Genomic DNA, 15215 nt, shown 5'->3' with positions numbered 1-15215 from the left:
GCTGAACACTTGACCGGGCGATCCAGTATTCCAGAGACGGCAGCGATTGAGCCGAGAGGCCGCGGCGTACTGGATGCCCCGGTCAAGCCGGGGCATGACACCGAGGGTTTGGCAAGAGCGTGCCCTGTGCGCCGCTCGCCTAATAGTCCACCTTCATCAGATACAGCCCCTCGGGCGGGGCGACGATGCCGCAGGCGGCGCGGTTGCGGGCTGCGAGTGCGGCGGAGAGATCGTCGGCGGTCCAGCGGCCTTCGCCGACCCAGACCAGCGAGCCCACCATCGAGCGCACCTGGCTGTGCAGGAACGAGCGCGCCGAGGTGATGACCGTGATCTCGCGGCCGTCGCGGATCACGTCGAGCTGGTCGAGCGTCTTCTCCGGCGATTTGGCCTGGCACTCGGTGTCGCGGAACGTGGTGAAATCGTGCTTGCCGAGCAGGCGCTGTGCCGCCGCATGCATCGCGTCGGCATCGAGCTTGCGCGGCACGCGCCAGGCGTGGCCGACGTCGAGCGCGAGATTGCCGCGGGTGTTGATGATGCGGTAGCGATAGTGGCGCTTGACGGCCGAAAAACGCGCCTCGAACGTATCAGGCACGATCTCGGCCTCGAGCACCGCAATCGGATGCGGGCGCAGATGCGCATTGAGGCCGTCGCGAAAACGGCCCGGCGGAAACTGCTTGTCGACGTCGACATGCGCGACCTGGCCACGGGCATGCACGCCGGCATCGGTGCGGCCGGCACCATGCACCCGCAAATCCGCGCCGGTCATCGCCTTCACGGCCGCCTGCAGCGCGCCCTGCACCGAGGGCAGCGTCTCCTGCACCTGCCAGCCGAAGAACGGCGCGCCGTCATATTCGATGGTGAGCTTGTAGCGGGGCATCAAGAAAACCGCATCGGCGGCTTGACCGGCACGCCGCGCAGGAACTCCGCGGCCTGCATGCGCGCCTTGCCCTCGCGCTGCAGCTCGATGATGCGGATGGCGCCGTCGCCGCAGGCGACGGTGAGGAGATCGTCGAGCACCTCGCCAGGGACGCCGGAGCCCTTTGCCAATTCGCAGCGCAGGATTTTAACGCGCGCATTCTCGAGCTCGGCCCAGGCGCCGGGGAACGGCGAGAGGCCATGGATGTGCCGAAGCACCGCGCGCGCCGGCTTGGTCCAATCGATCCGGGCCTCGGCCTTGTCGATCTTGGCGGCATAGGTGACGCCGTCCTTGCTCTGCTTCTTGAGCTGGAGGCTGCCGCGGTCGAGCGCGGCCATCGCGCGCACCATCAGGTCGGCTCCCAACCGGGACAGGCGATCGTGCAGGTCCTGCGCGGTCATACTGTCGGTGATTGCGATGCGCTCGGCCATGGCGACGTCGCCGGTGTCGAGGCCGACATCCATCTTCATCACCATCACACCGCTCTCGGCATCACCCGCCATGATCGCACGGTTGATGGGCGCGGCGCCGCGCCAGCGCGGCAGCAGCGAAGCATGCAGATTGTAGCAACCGAGCTCGGGCGCATTGAGGATCGCCTGCGGCAGGATCATGCCGTAGGCGACGACGACGGCCGCGTCGGCATCGAAGGCGCGGAACTCTTCCAGCGCCTCCGGCGTCTTCAGCGTTTTCGGCGTCAGCACGGGAACGCCGAGCTTTCGTGCAGCTTCCTCGACCGGCGTCGGCTGCAATTGCAGGCCGCGCCGCCCGCCCGGCTTCGGCGCGCGGGTGTAGACCGCCGCGATCTCATGGCCATGCGCGACGAGTTCGAGCAGCGTCGGCACGGAGAAGTCGGGCGTGCCCATGAAGATGAGGCGGAGGGGCATGTGGCTGCGTTCGGTGAGAGCTCTGGTTCTCCGTCATGTCCGGGCTTGTCCCGGGCATCCACGGTCTCGGCGACAAAGCAAGCAAGGCGTGGATGGCAGGGTCAAGCCCGGCCATGACGACGTGAGAGAGGCCTATTCCGCCGCGCGTTTGGCGGCTTTCTCGAACTTCTTCATGACGCGGTCGCGCTTCAGCTTCGACAGATAGTCGACGAACAGCACGCCGTTGAGATGGTCGATCTCGTGCTGGATGCAGGTTGCGTAGAGGCCTTCGGCGTCCTCCTCATGCACCTTGCCGTCGAGATCGGTGAAGCGCACGCGCACCTTCGCGGGGCGCTCGACCTCCTCGTAATATTCGGGGATCGACAGGCAGCCCTCCTCGTAAGTGGAGAGTTCCGCGGAGGAAGCGAGGATCTCGGGATTGATGAAGACGCGCGGCTCGTGCTTGGTCTCGCCGCTCTCGTCGCGCTTGGCGAGGTCCATGGTGATCAGACGCAAAGGCTGCGCGACCTGGATCGCAGCGAGGCCAATGCCGGGCGCGTCGTACATGGTCTCGAACATGTCGTCGGCAAGCTTGCGGATCTCGGCCGTGACCTTCTCGATCGGCTTGGAGACCAGGCGCAGCTGCTTGTCGGGCAGGATGATGATTTCTCGTAGGGCCATGGCGGCGATTTAAGCTGCGCGCCGGGTGCGGTCAATGCGGCCAGGAACCCCGTTAACCCTCCGCTGACCAAAAGCTTCAGGTTTCGTTGACCATAAAAGGTAGGGAGTTGTTAACCGCCGACGTTCCCTCTTCGTTCGTGCCCGACCGCGAATCGGCTAGAAGGGCTGGCATGAACGAGATCATTGTCATGCTCGGCGACTGGCCGGTGCGCACCGTCGATGCGCTGATCGGCTTCGGCGCCCTGGTCCTCATCCTGCTGGTTGTGATTGCGGTGGTGATCGCGCGCTCGGGGCGGCGCGGCGCGGAACTCGCGATGGCGCACGCGATCCGGGCCGACGAGCTCGAGGAGCGCCTCAGCGAGGTGCTGCGCGCCCAGAGCGAAGCCTCGGGCCGGGTCGACGCCATGACCCAGGCGCTGGCCGGCCGGCAGGCCGAGATGGCGCGCGCGGTCAACGAGCGGCTGGATTCGGTCACCCACCGCGTCGGCCAATCCATGGAACATTCGACCCGCAACACCATGGAGAGCCTGCGCGCGCTGCATGAGCGGCTCGGCATCATCGACAGCGCGCATAAGAACCTCACCGACCTCACCACCCAGGTGACCACCCTGCGCGACGTGCTCGCCAACAAGCAGTCGCGCGGCGCCTTCGGCCAGGCGCGGATGGAGGCGATCGTCCAGGACGGTCTCCCCAAGGGCTCCTACGAGTTCCAGTTCACGCTCTCGACCGGCAAGCGCCCGGACTGCGTCGTGTTCCTGCCCGACCAGCGCCCGCTCTGCATCGACGCGAAGTTTCCGCTGGAGGCGATGACGGCGCTGCACGACGCCCGCACCGACGAAGAGCGGCGCGTTGCTACGCAACGGTTGCGCGCCGACGTGATGAAGCATGTCAGCGATATCGCCGAAAAATATCTCGTCACCGGCGAGACCCAGGAGATGGCGCTGATGTTCGTGCCGTCGGAATCGGTCTATGCCGAGATCCATGACGGCTTCGACGACGTGATCCAGAAGGCCTATCGCGCCCGAATCGTGCTGGTGTCGCCCTCGCTCTTGATGCTCGCGATCCAGGTGATGCAGCAGATCATGAAGGATGCGCGCATGCGCGACGCCGCCGACCAGATCCGCACCGAGGTAATCAAGCTCGGCGACGACCTGGGCCGCCTGCGCGACCGCGTGCTGAAGCTGCAAAAACATTTTGCCGATGTGAACGAGGACGTCCGCCAGGTGCTGATCTCCGCCGACAAGATCGAAAAGCGCGCGGGGAGAATCGAGGAGCTCGATTTCAGCAAGAGCGATGCGGCGGCGGAGGGCCCGCGGCTGGTCGCGACGGCTGCGCCGGAACTGTTTCCGCGGAAGCTCCAGGCGGGGGAGTGAGATTAGGGCACACTGTCATGCCCCGCGAAGGCGGGGCATCCAGTACGCCGCGGCGGCTGTGATTGAACCGAGACGCTGGTGATTACTGGATCGTTTGCCTTCGCGGACGATGACACCGAGAGGGCGACGACAGCTCCTTTGTGGCGACAGGAACGACACCCGTCCCCAGAATCTGCTAACACCACCCCATGACCGCACCCGACGCGACTTCCCCTGCCGCGACTTCCGCACCCGCCATCTCCTGGCGCGACAGCCTTGCCGTTTACCTGCAGCCGCGGGTGCTGATCGTGCTGTTCCTCGGCTTCTCCTCGGGGCTGCCGCTGGCATTGTCAGGCTCGACGCTGCTGGTGTGGATGCGGGAGGCCGGGGTCGATCTCAAGACCATCGGGCTGTTCGCGCTGGTCGGCACGCCCTATACGCTGAAATTCCTGTGGGCGCCGCTGGTGGACGCGATGCATGTGCCATTGTTCACCCGCGTCTTCGGGCGGCGGCGCGGCTGGCTTGTATTCTCGCAGTTGCTGCTGATCGTCGCGATCCTGCTGCTGGCGATCACCGATCCGGCACGGTCGCCGTTCTACGTCGCGCTCGGCGCGCTGCTGGTGGCGACGACATCGTCGACGCAGGACATCGTGGTCGATGCCTTCCGCGTCGAGAGCCTGCCCGAGAGCGAGCAGGCCGCCGGCATGGCATCATACGTCGCTGCCTACCGCATCGGCATGCTGGTGTCGACCGCGGGCGCGCTGTTCATCGTCTCCGGCTTCGAGGGCACCGGCATCACCCGCACCTCGGCGTGGATGTGGGGCTATGTGGTGATGGCGGCAATGGTGCTGATCGGGACGATCACGGCGCTGATCGCGACCGAGCCCGAGCAATCGGTGCGCGCCGAAGCCGCGACCAAGGCCGAGACTGCGTTCGCGCGCGTGCTGCACGCGGCGATCGGCGCCTTCTCGGAATTCCTCTCGCGCAAGGATGCGCTCGCTGCGCTCGCCTTCGTGGTGCTGTTCAAGTTCACCGACGCCTTCTCGGGCACGATGACGGCGCCGTTCGTGATCGACCTCGGCTTCTCGCGCAACGACTATGCGGCGATCGTAAAGGGCGTCGGGCTCGCTGCGACGCTGATCGGCGGCTTTGCCGGCGGCTTCGTCGCGCGCCGCTACTCCCTGGCGACCTCGCTCTGGATCGGCGGCGTGGTGCAGGCGCTCGCCAATTTGTCCTTCTCCTGGCTCGCCGTGGTCGGCACCAATCAATGGGCGCTGGCGCTCGCCATCTGCGCCGAGAACTTCACCAGCGCGATCGGCACCGTGATCTTCGTCGCCTATCTTTCGGCGCTGTGCCAGAACCCGCTGCACACGGCGACGCAATATGCGCTGCTCACCGCGCTCGCGGCGGTGGGACGGACCTATCTGTCATCCGGCGCCGGCTTCGTGGCCGATACCACGGGCTGGGCGCTGTTCTTCGTGATCTGCGTGCTGGTGGCGATCCCGAGCCTGATCCTGCTGGCGTACCTGCAGAAGCGCGGGCATTTCGAGGCGCTGGGGCCGGTGCGGGTTTGACGCTCTACCCGCCGTCTTGCGAGCGAAGCGAAGCAATCCAGACTGCCGCGGTCGGAAGCAGTCTGGATTTGCTTCGTCGCAAGGGCTCCTCACAATGACGGCGGAGAGAGCGGTATGCGTCGCCCGCCCCCTACTGCTTCTTGATCAGGCTCCACTTCGTGATCACGGCCTCGCTCATCTGGCCGGCATCGCTGGCGCAGGCGATCTCGTCGACCTTGACCGAGATCTCCTTGCCGACGAACGACTTCAACTGCGCGGCCTGCGCGTCGCTGGAGGTGACGAGCTGGAAGGTTTCGGGTCCGGTCTCGAGATTGCAGAGCCCGTTCGGCGGCGGCAGGCGGCGCGGCTCGGAGGTGATCTGGTAGGTCGCAACGCGCTTGCCGTTCTTGGCGTCGCGCACCTTCATCGCGTTGAGCTCGCCGGAGAGCACGTCGCCGGTGTTGATCGGCTTGCCGGGCTTGGACGGCGGCGGCGCCTCGTCGCCCTGCTGCGCGGAGATGGCCGGGCTCACCAGCATCGTCATCATCGCGACCAAAGCCAAGCGTGTGGCGAAAAGTTTCGTCATGTCGTCCGTTCCGTAAAGTCTGGATGGAGATTCTTGTTTTGACGCGTTTTCTTCACGCGAACCGGTATCCACTTCGCTCGAAAACGCTTTAGAACAGGGTACGCTGCCGCATCGCAGCCGATAGCGTACCTTCATCGAGATAATCAAGCTCGCCACCGACAGGCACGCCATGGGCAAGCCGCGTCACCTTCACATTGGCGTCCTGAAGCAGGTCGGTGATGTAATGCGCCGTGGTCTGGCCGTCCACCGTCGCATTCAGCGCCAGGATGATCTCGTGCACCTGCGGGTCATGCGCGCGCGCCACCAGCGCGTCGATGCTGAGATCCTGCGGGCCGACGCCGTCGAGCGGCGACAATGTCGCGCCGAGTACATGATAGCGTCCCTGGGTCGCATTGGCCCGCTCCAGGGCCCAGAGGTCGGCGACGTCGGCGACGACGACGATGATGGAGGGATCGCGCTTCGGATCGGTGCAGACGGTGCAGGGGTTTTGCGTGTCGATGTTGCCGCAGGTCTTGCACACCTCGACCTTGTCGAGCGCGACCTGAAGGGCCGAGGACAACGGCATCATCAGCGCTTCGCGCTTCTTGATCAGGTGCAGCGCCGCGCGCCGGGCCGAGCGCGGACCAAGGCCCGGCAGCCGTGCGAGCAGCTGGACCAGCCGCTCGATCTCAGGACCTGCAACGGCGCCCATCTTACTGGCCGAACAGCCCCGGCGGCAGGCCGAGCCCGCCGGTGAGGGCCTGCATCTTCTCCTGCATGGCGGCCTCCGCCTTGCGGCGCGCATCACCAAAGGCTGTGACGAGCAGGTCTTCCAGCACCTCGCGTTCCTCCGCCTTCATCAGCGAGGGATCGATCTTGATGCCCTTCACGTCCATCTTGGCGGTCATGCGCACGGCGACGAGGCCACCGCCGGAGATGCCCTCGACCTCGACGTTGGCGAGCTGGTCCTGCATCTCCTGCATCTTGGATTGCAGCTGCGCCGCCTGCTTCATCATGCCGAGAAAATCAGCCATCGGTGCCTGTCCTTGAAAGATTGGCTCAGAGATCGTCGCCGTCGGAACCGTCGAGCGGATCGTCACTGCCATAGTCCGCGTTAATATTGGATTCCGGCGTCTCGGGGGCAAGCCTCCGGACCTCTACGACCTTGGCGCCGGGGAAACGCGACAGCACCTCCTGCACACGCGGATCGGCTTCCGCGGTACGGGCATGCTCCTGCTTCGCGGCCTGGTTCACCGAGCGCAGCGTCGGCTGGCCCTGCTCGTTGGAAACGATCACGGTCCAGCGCCGGCCGGTCCAAAGCTCGAATTTTTTCGCGAGCTCCGAGATCATGGTCTTGGAGGCGTTGGGCTCGAGCGCGACTTCCAGCCGCCCCTCCTCGAAACGGACGAGGCGCATGTCGCCCTCGAGTGCGCCCTTGGTGAGGAGGTCGCGCTTCTGGCCCGCCAGCGCGACGAGCTGGGTGAAGCTGGTGATGCGCAGCTGCGGCGCTGCACCTTGCGGATCCGGCGCCGGCGCCGCCATCTGCGGCCGGGCAGCGCCGCCGCCGAACGAGGACGGCGAGGATGTCGGCATGCGCACGGGGGCCGCGGACGCAACCGGCGCGGAAGGCGCGCTGCGCGCCGCACTGCCGCCGCTCACGACCTGAGAGCCGCCGCCGTTCTGCTCCAGCATCCTGATCGCTTCGTCGGGCGTCGGCAGGTCGGCCACATAGGCGATGCGCACCAGAACCATTTCCGCCGCCGCAGCGGGGCGCGTTGCGGCCTGGACCTCGGCGATGCCCTTGAGCAGCATCTGCCACATCCGCGACAGCACGCGCATGGAAACCTTGGATGCGAAGTCCCGCGCGCGAACCCGCTCGGTCTCGCCATAGGCGACATTGTCGGCCGTCGCCGGCACGATCTTCACACGGGTGACGAAATTGACGAATTCGGCGAGGTCGGAGAGCACGACGATCGGGTCGGCGCCGACATCGTACTGGTCACGGAACTCCCTGAACGCGGCCGCGATGTCGCCGCGCACCAGCGAATCGAACAGGTCGATGACACGGGTGCGGTCGGCGAGGCCCAGCATCTGCCTGACCGCATCGGCCTTCACGGCGCCAGCCGCATGGGCGATCGCCTGATCCAGCAGCGATAGCGAATCGCGCACCGAGCCTTCGGCGGCGCGCGCGATGATGCCGAGCGCCTCGGGCTCGATCTCGACGCTCTCCCTGGCCGCAATGTTGGCAAGGTGCTTCATCAGCACGTCGGCCTCGACGCGGCGCAGGTCGAAGCGCTGGCAGCGCGACAGCACCGTGACCGGAACCTTGCGGATCTCGGTGGTCGCGAACACGAACTTGGCGTGCTCCGGCGGCTCCTCCAGCGTCTTCAGGAAGGCGTTGAACGCTGCCGTCGACAGCATGTGGACTTCGTCGATGATGTAGACCTTGTAGCGGGCGCTGGCGGGGGCATAGCGCACGCTGTCATTGATCTGGCGGACGTCGTCGACGCCGGTGTGCGAGGCGGCGTCCATCTCCAGCACGTCCATGTGCCGGCTTTCCATGATCGCCTGGCAATGCACACCCAGCGTCGGCATGTGGATGGTCGGCCCCTGCACCGAACCATCCGACATCTCGTAGTTGAGCGCGCGGGCGAGGATGCGCGCGGTGGTGGTCTTGCCGACGCCGCGGACGCCGGTGAGAATCCAGGCCTGCGGGATGCGGCCGGTCTCGAACGCATTGGAGACGGTGCGGACCACGGCCTCCTGGCCGATCAGGTCGTCGAATGAAGAAGGGCGGTATTTGCGCGCCAGCACCCGGTAGGGCGCGTTGCCAGCCGGGCCGGCGCTATCAGGATTGGGAGGGGCGCCAGCGTCGGTCATCGGTCGATCCGCAATGAAATCTCTCTCGGCCGGCTTTTGCGGAAAGGAGCGCGCTGGCAGGGGACCCGCCGGCGCAATTCGCTCGGAAAAAGGTAGGAGACTGACGAGCGACCCGATCCGGACCTCGTTAGGGCTGCTTCCTTCCGGACCTGACCCGGTTGGCGAGTGGCTCGTCCACCGCCAATCTCCCGGTCCCTATTTGGGGCCAAAGGGATCGGAAAGCAAGCGGGTATCCGGTCGAACGGCGTGAGTTTGCCCAGCCTCCGGGCAATTCCCGGCCTGCCCAGCTGATAGGCTGTGCTTTCGCCGCCGGGACCACCTTGCTAAGAACGCTGCCGGAACTCCATCCAACCAGAAGAGCGATTGATCCCAATGGTTACACGTCGTGATGTTGCATCGATTGTCGGGCTTGGTGCGGTGACCGCCGCCGCGCTGGCTGCGCCGGCCGTGGCCCAGACCGCTGATCCGAACGAATCGACCTTCGCCCGCATCCGCCGGACCAAGAAGATGCGGATCGGCGCGGTCGGCGGCGGCGCGCCGTATTACATGAAGGACCTCGCGTCCGGCCAGTGGAAGGGCTTTTACATCGATATCGCCAAGGGCCTCGCCGACGATATGGAGGCCGAGCTCGAGATCACCGAGACCACCTGGGGCAATTCGGTGCTCGACCTGCAGGCCAACAAGATTGACATCTTCTTCGGCCTCAACCCGACCCCGAAACGCGCGCTCGTGGTCGACTTCTCGGTGCCGGTGTTCAACAACGCCTTCGCCATCCTCTGCAAGAAAGACTTCAAGCCGAAGAGCTGGGCCGAATTGAACTCGCCCGACATCAGGATCGCGGTCGACCAGGGCTCCTCGCACGACCAGGTCGTCAGCCGCCTGACGCCGAAGGCGCAGATCACGCGGCTGAAAACCGCGGACGATGCCACCGCCGCGCTGCAGATCGGCCGCGTCGACGCGCAGTGCCTGATCACCATGCTGTCGCTCACCGTGCTGAAGAAGAACCCCTCGCTCGGCCAGCTTGTGCTGCCGACGCCGATCTTCGCGACGACGTCGAATGCCGGCTTCCGCCGCGAGACTGACAAGACCTGGCGCGACTACGTCAACACCTGGATCGACTTCAACAAGGGCCTCGGCTTCATCCGCAACGCGATCATCACCAACATGGAGCTGGTGGGTGTGACGGAGGCGGACATTCCGCCGGGCGTGTCGCTGTAGCGCATGATTGGGCGCCGCTGCATCGGTAATCTCGCTGCGCCCCCTCTCCCGCCTACGTCGCTTGCGGGAGAGGGTTGGGGAGAGGGTGGCTCAGCTGGCAAGACTCCCCCAGAGGAAAGAACCCTCACCCGTGCCGCATCTGCGATGCGGCACGACCTCTCCCGCAAGCGGGAGAGGTGAAGCAAGAAAGCACGCATGTATCAGTGGGACTTCGGCATCCTCTGGAGCTATCGCTGGCTCTTTCTCAACGGGCTCGGCGTCACCGTCGGCTTTACCGTGGTCATCGTCGTTTGCGGGCTGCTATTCGGCCTGCTCGGCGCATTCGGCAGCCTGTCGCGCCTTCGGGTGCTGCGCCTTGCCGCGCTCGCCTTCATCGAGGCGTTCCGCTGCACGCCGATCCTGGTACAGCTGATATGGTTCTATTACGCGCTGCCGATCCTCGCCGGCGTCGAGATGACGCCGATCACGGCCTCGGCGCTGGCGCTGTCGCTGTATGGCGGCTCGTTCTATTCCGAGATCATTCGCGGCGGCATCGTCTCGATCGACCGCGGCCAGTCGGAGGCAGGCGCCGCGCTCGGCATGACGCCGAGCCAGACCATGCGGCGCATCGTGCTGCCGCAGGCGATCAAGCGCATGATCCCCGCGCTGATGAACCAGTCGATCATTCAGTTCAAGAACACTTCGCTGGTGTCGGTGCTGGCGGTGCCCGACCTCGTCTATCAGAGCCAGGTCGCGGCGCATGACAGCTACCGGCCGCTGGAAACCTACACTGCGGTTGCGGTCGCCTATGCGGCGATCCTGATTCCGCTGACCATCATCGTCCGGCGCGGCGAGAAGCGACTGGCGGTGAGCGAATGAGCGAGACGCCGAAAATCGAGATCCGGTCCTTGCGCAAGAGCTTCGGCAGCAACGAGGTTCTCAAGAACATCAATCTCGATGTCGCCAAGTGCGGTGTCGTCGCGCTGATCGGGCCGTCGGGCTCCGGCAAGTCGACACTGCTCCGCTGCATCAATCTCCTGGTCGTGCCCGACGGCGGCAGCGTCCGCGTCGGCGACACCCGATTTTCATTCGGTGATGGCACAAAACTCCCCGATGTGAAGACGCTCGCAAAGTTCCGCGCGACCACCGGCATGGTGTTCCAGCACTTCAACCTGTTCCCGCACATGACGACGCTGCAGAACGTGATGGAGGGACCGGTCACTGTGCGACGCATGGCCAGGGCGGACGCGGAGACGCTCGCGCGTGCACAGCTTGCAAAGGTGGGCCTGGCCGAGAAGGCCGACCAATATCCGGCGACACTCTCCGGCGGCCAGAAGCAGCGCGTTGCGATCGCGCGCGCGCTCGCGATGGAGCCTGACGTGATGCTGTTCGACGAGGCCACCTCGGCGCTCGACCCTGAATTGGTCGGCGAGGTCTTGAGCGTGATGCAGCGACTGGCGTCCGAGGGCATGACGATGGTCATCGTGACCCACGAGATCGCGTTTGCCCGCGAGGTCGCTGACCGCCTGATCTTCATGCGCGACGGAATCGTGATCGAGGAAGGCCCGGCGCGGCAGGTGATCGACAATCCGCAGGAGGCCGCGACACGCGCCTTCCTCGGCCATTTCCACCGCACCGGCGCCTTGCCGCCGGCAAATGCAGCATCGTGATGTCCGATATTGAACGCGTCTATCTCGTCACCGGCGCTGCCAGCGGCATCGGCCGCGCCACCGCAAAGCTGCTCGCAGCGCCCGGCATCGGGCTCGTGCTGCACACGCGATCGAACGAGGACGGACTCAAGGCTACCGCGGCGGCGGCGCAAGCCTGCGGTGCGGCCGTTGCAACATGCCTCGGTGATCTCGCCAATGAAGTCGCCCTGACGCGGGCATGCGCGACTGCGCATCTCGATTTCGGCCGGCTCGACGGATTGATCCTGATTGGAGGCCACGCCCGCCGCGGCAGCGCGATCGGCACGCCGGCCGATCAGTTCATGCAGGCGATGGACGAATCCGCTCTCGCCTTCACGCGTTTCGTGAAGCTTGCGATTCCGCAACTCCGTGCTGGGCGCGATGCGCGGATCGTCGCCGTGTCTTCCTTCGTTGCGCACGCGATCCGCCCCGAATTCGCGCCCTTTGCCGCGACCGCCGCGAGCCGCTCCGCGCTGGAAGCGCTGGTGCGGCTGACCGCGGTCGAGCTCGCTAGCGACGGCATCACCGTCAATGCGGTGGCGCCGGGCCTCATCGTCAAGGACAAGCCGAGCGAGAGCCGGCTGTCGCCCGAGCAGATCGCGGCGACCGAGGCGCTGATCCCGATGCGCCGGCGCGGGCGGCCAGAGGAGGTCGCCGAGATCATCGCCTTCCTGGCATCCCCGAAAGCATCCTACGTCACCGGCCAGGTCTGGCACGTCAATGGAGGCCTGACATGACCGAAGCGAGCATCGAACGTCTCAGGCTGTTCCTGATCGAGAGCCCGATCAAGATGGCGCGCCTGCAGGGCGTCGGCAACGTCAAGGGCACGGTGAAGCGCGTCTTGATCGAGCTGACGTCGAGCGACGGCGTGGTTGGCTGGGGCGAGGCGGCGCCGTGGGAGGTGTTCACGGGAACGCCGGAAGCTGCGTTCTCCGCGCTCGATATCTATCTACGCCCCATCGTGCTCGGCAAGCCGGTGCGCCGGATCCGCGCGCTGATGGCGGAGCTCGACCGCGCACTGGTCGGACATGCCGAAGCAAAAGTCGGCATCGAGATGGCGCTGCTCGACATCGTCGGCAAGTCGTCGGGACTCTCCGTTGCCGATCTCCTCGGCGGCCGCGTGCGTGACACCATTCCCCTCTCCTTCTCGATCGCTGATCCGGATTTCGTCGCCGACCTCGAGCGCATGCGAAAGATGGTTCCGGACGGCAATGTCATCTACAAGGTCAAGACCGGCGTGAAGCCGCATCGCGAGGATCTCGCGCATCTCGAAGCGATCCGGAAGGAGTTCGGCGACAAGGTCGATCTGCGCGTCGACTACAATCAGGCGTTGGCGCCGTTCGGCGCCATCAAGACCCTGCGCGATGTCGAGGAGTTCGCGCCGACCTTCATCGAGCAGCCGGTGCCGCGCAAATTTCTCGACGTGATGGCGCAGCTCACCGCGGCACTGGAGACGCCCGTGCTCGCCGACGAGAGCTGCTTCGACCGCCGCGACATGATGGAGGTGGTGCGCCGCGAGGCGGCCGACGCGGTCTCGATCAAGCTGATGAAGGCCGGCGGCCTGTTCGAGGCCCAGGCGATCATGGCGATCGCCGACATCGCGGGCCTGCCCGGCTATGGCGGCACGCTGTGGGAGGGCGGCATTGGGCTCGCCGCCGGCACGCAGCTGATTGCGGCAACGCCGGGCATCTCGCTCGGCTGCGAATTCTACATGCCGCATCACGTGCTGACCGACGACGTGCTGGAGGAGCGCGTCGCGAATCGCAACGGCCATGTCGTGGTGCCGGATGGACCGGGTCTCGGCATCCGCGTCAGCGAAGCCTCGATTCGCGCCAATGCGCGGGTGCTGGCGGAGGTGTAGGTCGCCGCTCGCGCTACAATCTCCGCCATCGTCCCGGGCAAGCGCCAGCGCAGACCCGGAACCCATAGCCACAGAATCGAATTTGGCGAAGGCTCGGAGCTGGCAGCGCGCATAACAACCACTCCCTGTGGTTATGGGCTCCGGATCTGCGCGCGCCTGAGGCGCGCTTGTCCGGGGCGACGACCGAGTATGCGGCTAGAGCGGAGCCCGGATCCTTCCCCTATCGGAATCGCTATCGTATGGTCGGACCCGATAAGCCCGATCCCATCGGGCCATCCGGAAACGCATATGCCCGAACCCGCCTGGTCGCTGCACTCCCGCCTGAAAGAGGACACCATCGACATCGGCGATCTGCCGCTGTCGAAGGTGCTGGTCATCAAGGACGCGCATTATCCATGGCTGCTGCTGGTGCCGCGGCGCGCCGACGCGGTCGAGATCATCGATCTCGACGAGGTGCAGCAGGCGCAGCTGATGACGGAGATCTCCCGCGTCTCGCGCGCGCTGAAGGAGATCACCAAATGCGACAAGCTCAACATCGCCGCGCTCGGCAATCTCGTGCCACAGCTGCACGTCCACATCATCGCGCGGCGGACCAGTGACGCGGCCTGGCCGCGACCGGTATGGGGCGTGATGCCGCCGCTGGCCCACGACGCCGCCGAGGTTCAGAATTTCATCAGCGCGCTTCGCCGCAAGATCTGGTTGGGTTGAAAGAACAAGAAATGTCAGCATTCGACGCGTTTCCGCTGGGGCAGCCGGCCTTCGTCACCAACATTCTCGACCGCGCCGCGCATCTGCGCCGCGATGACGAGAAGCTGTTCGCGCTGGAACAGAAGCCATCCTCGCGCGCCTATGTGGTCTATCGCGACTCGCTGCTGGTGAAGCGCGAGGGCGACAAGGTGCGCGCACTGCTCTCGATCGACGAGGCGCTGAAATGCGGCGCCAATCCCGGCACGATCTTTTTGGGCCTGCGCGACGCCGCGGCCGTGTTCGGCATGGGCCTGTCGCAGGCCGCCGCCGAGAAGCTGATCGGCCGCGAGGACTACACCGTGACCGAGCTGCGCGGCATGGCGATGCAAGGCGCGCTTCCGCCGCAGGAGCTGTCGGCGATCGCGATGGCGAAATCGATGGTGAGCTGGCATCAGCGCCACGGCTATTGTGCCAATTGCGGCACGCGTACCGCGATGAAGGAAGGCGGCTGGAAACGCGACTGCCCGGCCTGCAAGGCCGAGCATTTTCCGCGCACCGACCCGGTCGTGATCATGCTGGTCGCCTCCGGCGACAAATGCCTGCTCGGCCGCCAGAAGCATTTTCCGCCCGGCATGTATTCCTGCCTCGCCGGCTTCGTCGAGGCCGCCGAGACGATCGAGGACGCGGTACGTCGCGAGATCCTGGAAGAGTCCGGCATTCGCTGCACCGACGTGCAGTATTACATGACGCAGCCCTGGCCGTATCCGTCGTCGCTGATGATCGGCTGCAGCGCGCGGGCGCTGAACGAGGACGTCGTGGTCGACCGCATGGAGCTGGAGGACGCGCGCTGGTTCACGCGCGAGGAGGCGGCGAAGATGCTGACGCGGACGCATCCGGACGGGCTCGCCGGTCCGCATCCCTTCGCCATCGCCCATCATTTGCTCGGCCGCTGGGTACACGACAAGAGCTGAC

Annotated in this window: 16 protein-coding genes and 1 other RNA gene; 9 read left to right on the top strand and 8 right to left on the bottom strand. The window is 65.8% G+C overall.

Going from position 1 to position 15215, the window contains the following annotated elements; translation table 11 throughout:
* Positions 1-139: 139 nt before the first annotated feature.
* From truA to def, 3 genes are all read right to left on the bottom strand, one after another.
* A complete protein-coding gene (gene truA, locus P6U28_RS34590) occupies positions 140-877 on the bottom strand; it encodes a tRNA pseudouridine(38-40) synthase TruA (RefSeq protein ID WP_407120652.1) in 738 nt (245 codons plus the stop codon).
* Positions 877-1800, bottom strand: coding sequence for a methionyl-tRNA formyltransferase (gene fmt / locus P6U28_RS34585; protein WP_407120651.1), 924 nt, complete (start codon positions 1798-1800; stop codon positions 877-879). Before fmt ends, truA begins: the two co-directional genes overlap by 1 nt.
* 132 nt (positions 1801-1932) lie before the next feature.
* Positions 1933-2460, bottom strand: coding sequence for a peptide deformylase (gene def / locus P6U28_RS34580; RefSeq protein ID WP_122406009.1), 528 nt, complete (start codon positions 2458-2460; stop codon positions 1933-1935).
* A 170-nt stretch (positions 2461-2630) separates the two neighbouring features.
* On the opposite strand from def, the gene P6U28_RS34575 reads away from it, so the two are divergent.
* Both P6U28_RS34575 and P6U28_RS34570 read left to right on the top strand, forming a co-directional pair.
* Positions 2631-3833, top strand: coding sequence for a DNA recombination protein RmuC (locus P6U28_RS34575; RefSeq protein WP_122406010.1), 1203 nt, complete (start codon positions 2631-2633; stop codon positions 3831-3833).
* Between the two features lie 188 nt (positions 3834-4021).
* Positions 4022-5386 carry an AmpG family muropeptide MFS transporter gene (locus P6U28_RS34570; protein ID WP_129144546.1) on the top strand — a complete coding sequence of 455 codons (1365 nt, stop codon included), beginning with the start codon at positions 4022-4024 and terminating at the stop codon, positions 5384-5386.
* A gap of 130 nt (positions 5387-5516) precedes the next feature.
* Here the strand turns inward: P6U28_RS34570 and P6U28_RS34565 are convergent, their stop codons facing one another.
* The 5 genes from P6U28_RS34565 to ffs form a co-directional block, all read right to left on the bottom strand.
* Complete coding sequence (locus P6U28_RS34565; protein WP_122406013.1) at positions 5517-5951, bottom strand: hypothetical protein; 435 nt, start codon at positions 5949-5951, stop codon at positions 5517-5519.
* Between the two features lie 88 nt (positions 5952-6039).
* The gene (recR, locus tag P6U28_RS34560) at positions 6040-6642 is read right to left on the bottom strand and encodes a recombination mediator RecR (protein ID WP_129146171.1); all 603 of its coding nucleotides are present in this window, start codon (positions 6640-6642) and stop codon (positions 6040-6042) included.
* 1 nt (position 6643) lies between these two features.
* Positions 6644-6964 (bottom strand): YbaB/EbfC family nucleoid-associated protein, encoded by a 321-nt coding sequence (locus tag P6U28_RS34555; RefSeq protein ID WP_122406015.1) that lies wholly within the window; start codon positions 6962-6964, stop codon positions 6644-6646.
* A 25-nt stretch (positions 6965-6989) separates the two neighbouring features.
* A complete protein-coding gene (locus P6U28_RS34550) occupies positions 6990-8810 on the bottom strand; it encodes a DNA polymerase III subunit gamma/tau (RefSeq protein ID WP_129146172.1) in 1821 nt (606 codons plus the stop codon).
* 92 nt (positions 8811-8902) lie between these two features.
* An RNA gene (ffs, locus tag P6U28_RS34545) (signal recognition particle sRNA small type) lies at positions 8903-8999 on the bottom strand.
* A gap of 183 nt (positions 9000-9182) precedes the next feature.
* Between ffs and P6U28_RS34540 the strand changes: the two genes are divergently transcribed.
* The 7 genes from P6U28_RS34540 (at position 9183) to nudC (ending at position 15214) form a co-directional block, all read left to right on the top strand.
* A complete protein-coding gene (locus tag P6U28_RS34540) occupies positions 9183-10028 on the top strand; it encodes a transporter substrate-binding domain-containing protein (protein WP_407120650.1) in 846 nt (281 codons plus the stop codon).
* A 195-nt stretch (positions 10029-10223) separates the two neighbouring features.
* Positions 10224-10886 carry an amino acid ABC transporter permease gene (locus P6U28_RS34535; protein WP_122406018.1) on the top strand — a complete coding sequence of 221 codons (663 nt, stop codon included), beginning with the start codon at positions 10224-10226 and terminating at the stop codon, positions 10884-10886.
* Positions 10883-11677, top strand: a complete 795-nt coding sequence (locus tag P6U28_RS34530; protein WP_407120649.1) for an amino acid ABC transporter ATP-binding protein — start codon at positions 10883-10885, stop codon at positions 11675-11677. The genes P6U28_RS34535 and P6U28_RS34530 overlap by 4 nt, the downstream gene beginning before the upstream one ends.
* Complete coding sequence (locus P6U28_RS34525) at positions 11677-12432, top strand: SDR family NAD(P)-dependent oxidoreductase (protein WP_129146175.1); 756 nt, start codon at positions 11677-11679, stop codon at positions 12430-12432. Before P6U28_RS34530 ends, P6U28_RS34525 begins: the two co-directional genes overlap by 1 nt.
* Complete coding sequence (locus tag P6U28_RS34520) at positions 12429-13556, top strand: muconate cycloisomerase family protein (protein ID WP_122406021.1); 1128 nt, start codon at positions 12429-12431, stop codon at positions 13554-13556. Before P6U28_RS34525 ends, P6U28_RS34520 begins: the two co-directional genes overlap by 4 nt.
* A gap of 288 nt (positions 13557-13844) precedes the next feature.
* On the top strand, positions 13845-14264 hold the full coding sequence (locus tag P6U28_RS34515) for an HIT domain-containing protein (protein WP_162500491.1): 420 nt from the start codon (positions 13845-13847) through the stop codon (positions 14262-14264).
* A gap of 11 nt (positions 14265-14275) precedes the next feature.
* Entirely contained in the window at positions 14276-15214 is a 939-nt protein-coding gene (nudC, locus tag P6U28_RS34510; RefSeq protein ID WP_129146176.1) for an NAD(+) diphosphatase, read from the top strand.
* Position 15215: the final 1 nt, after the last annotated feature.

The organism is Bradyrhizobium sp. STM 3561 (genome assembly GCF_045571455.1).
Lineage (GTDB): Bacteria > Pseudomonadota > Alphaproteobacteria > Rhizobiales > Xanthobacteraceae > Bradyrhizobium > Bradyrhizobium vignae.
Note: the sequence above shows the minus strand (reverse complement) of the source record. Positions and strands in the feature narration are given on the sequence as shown.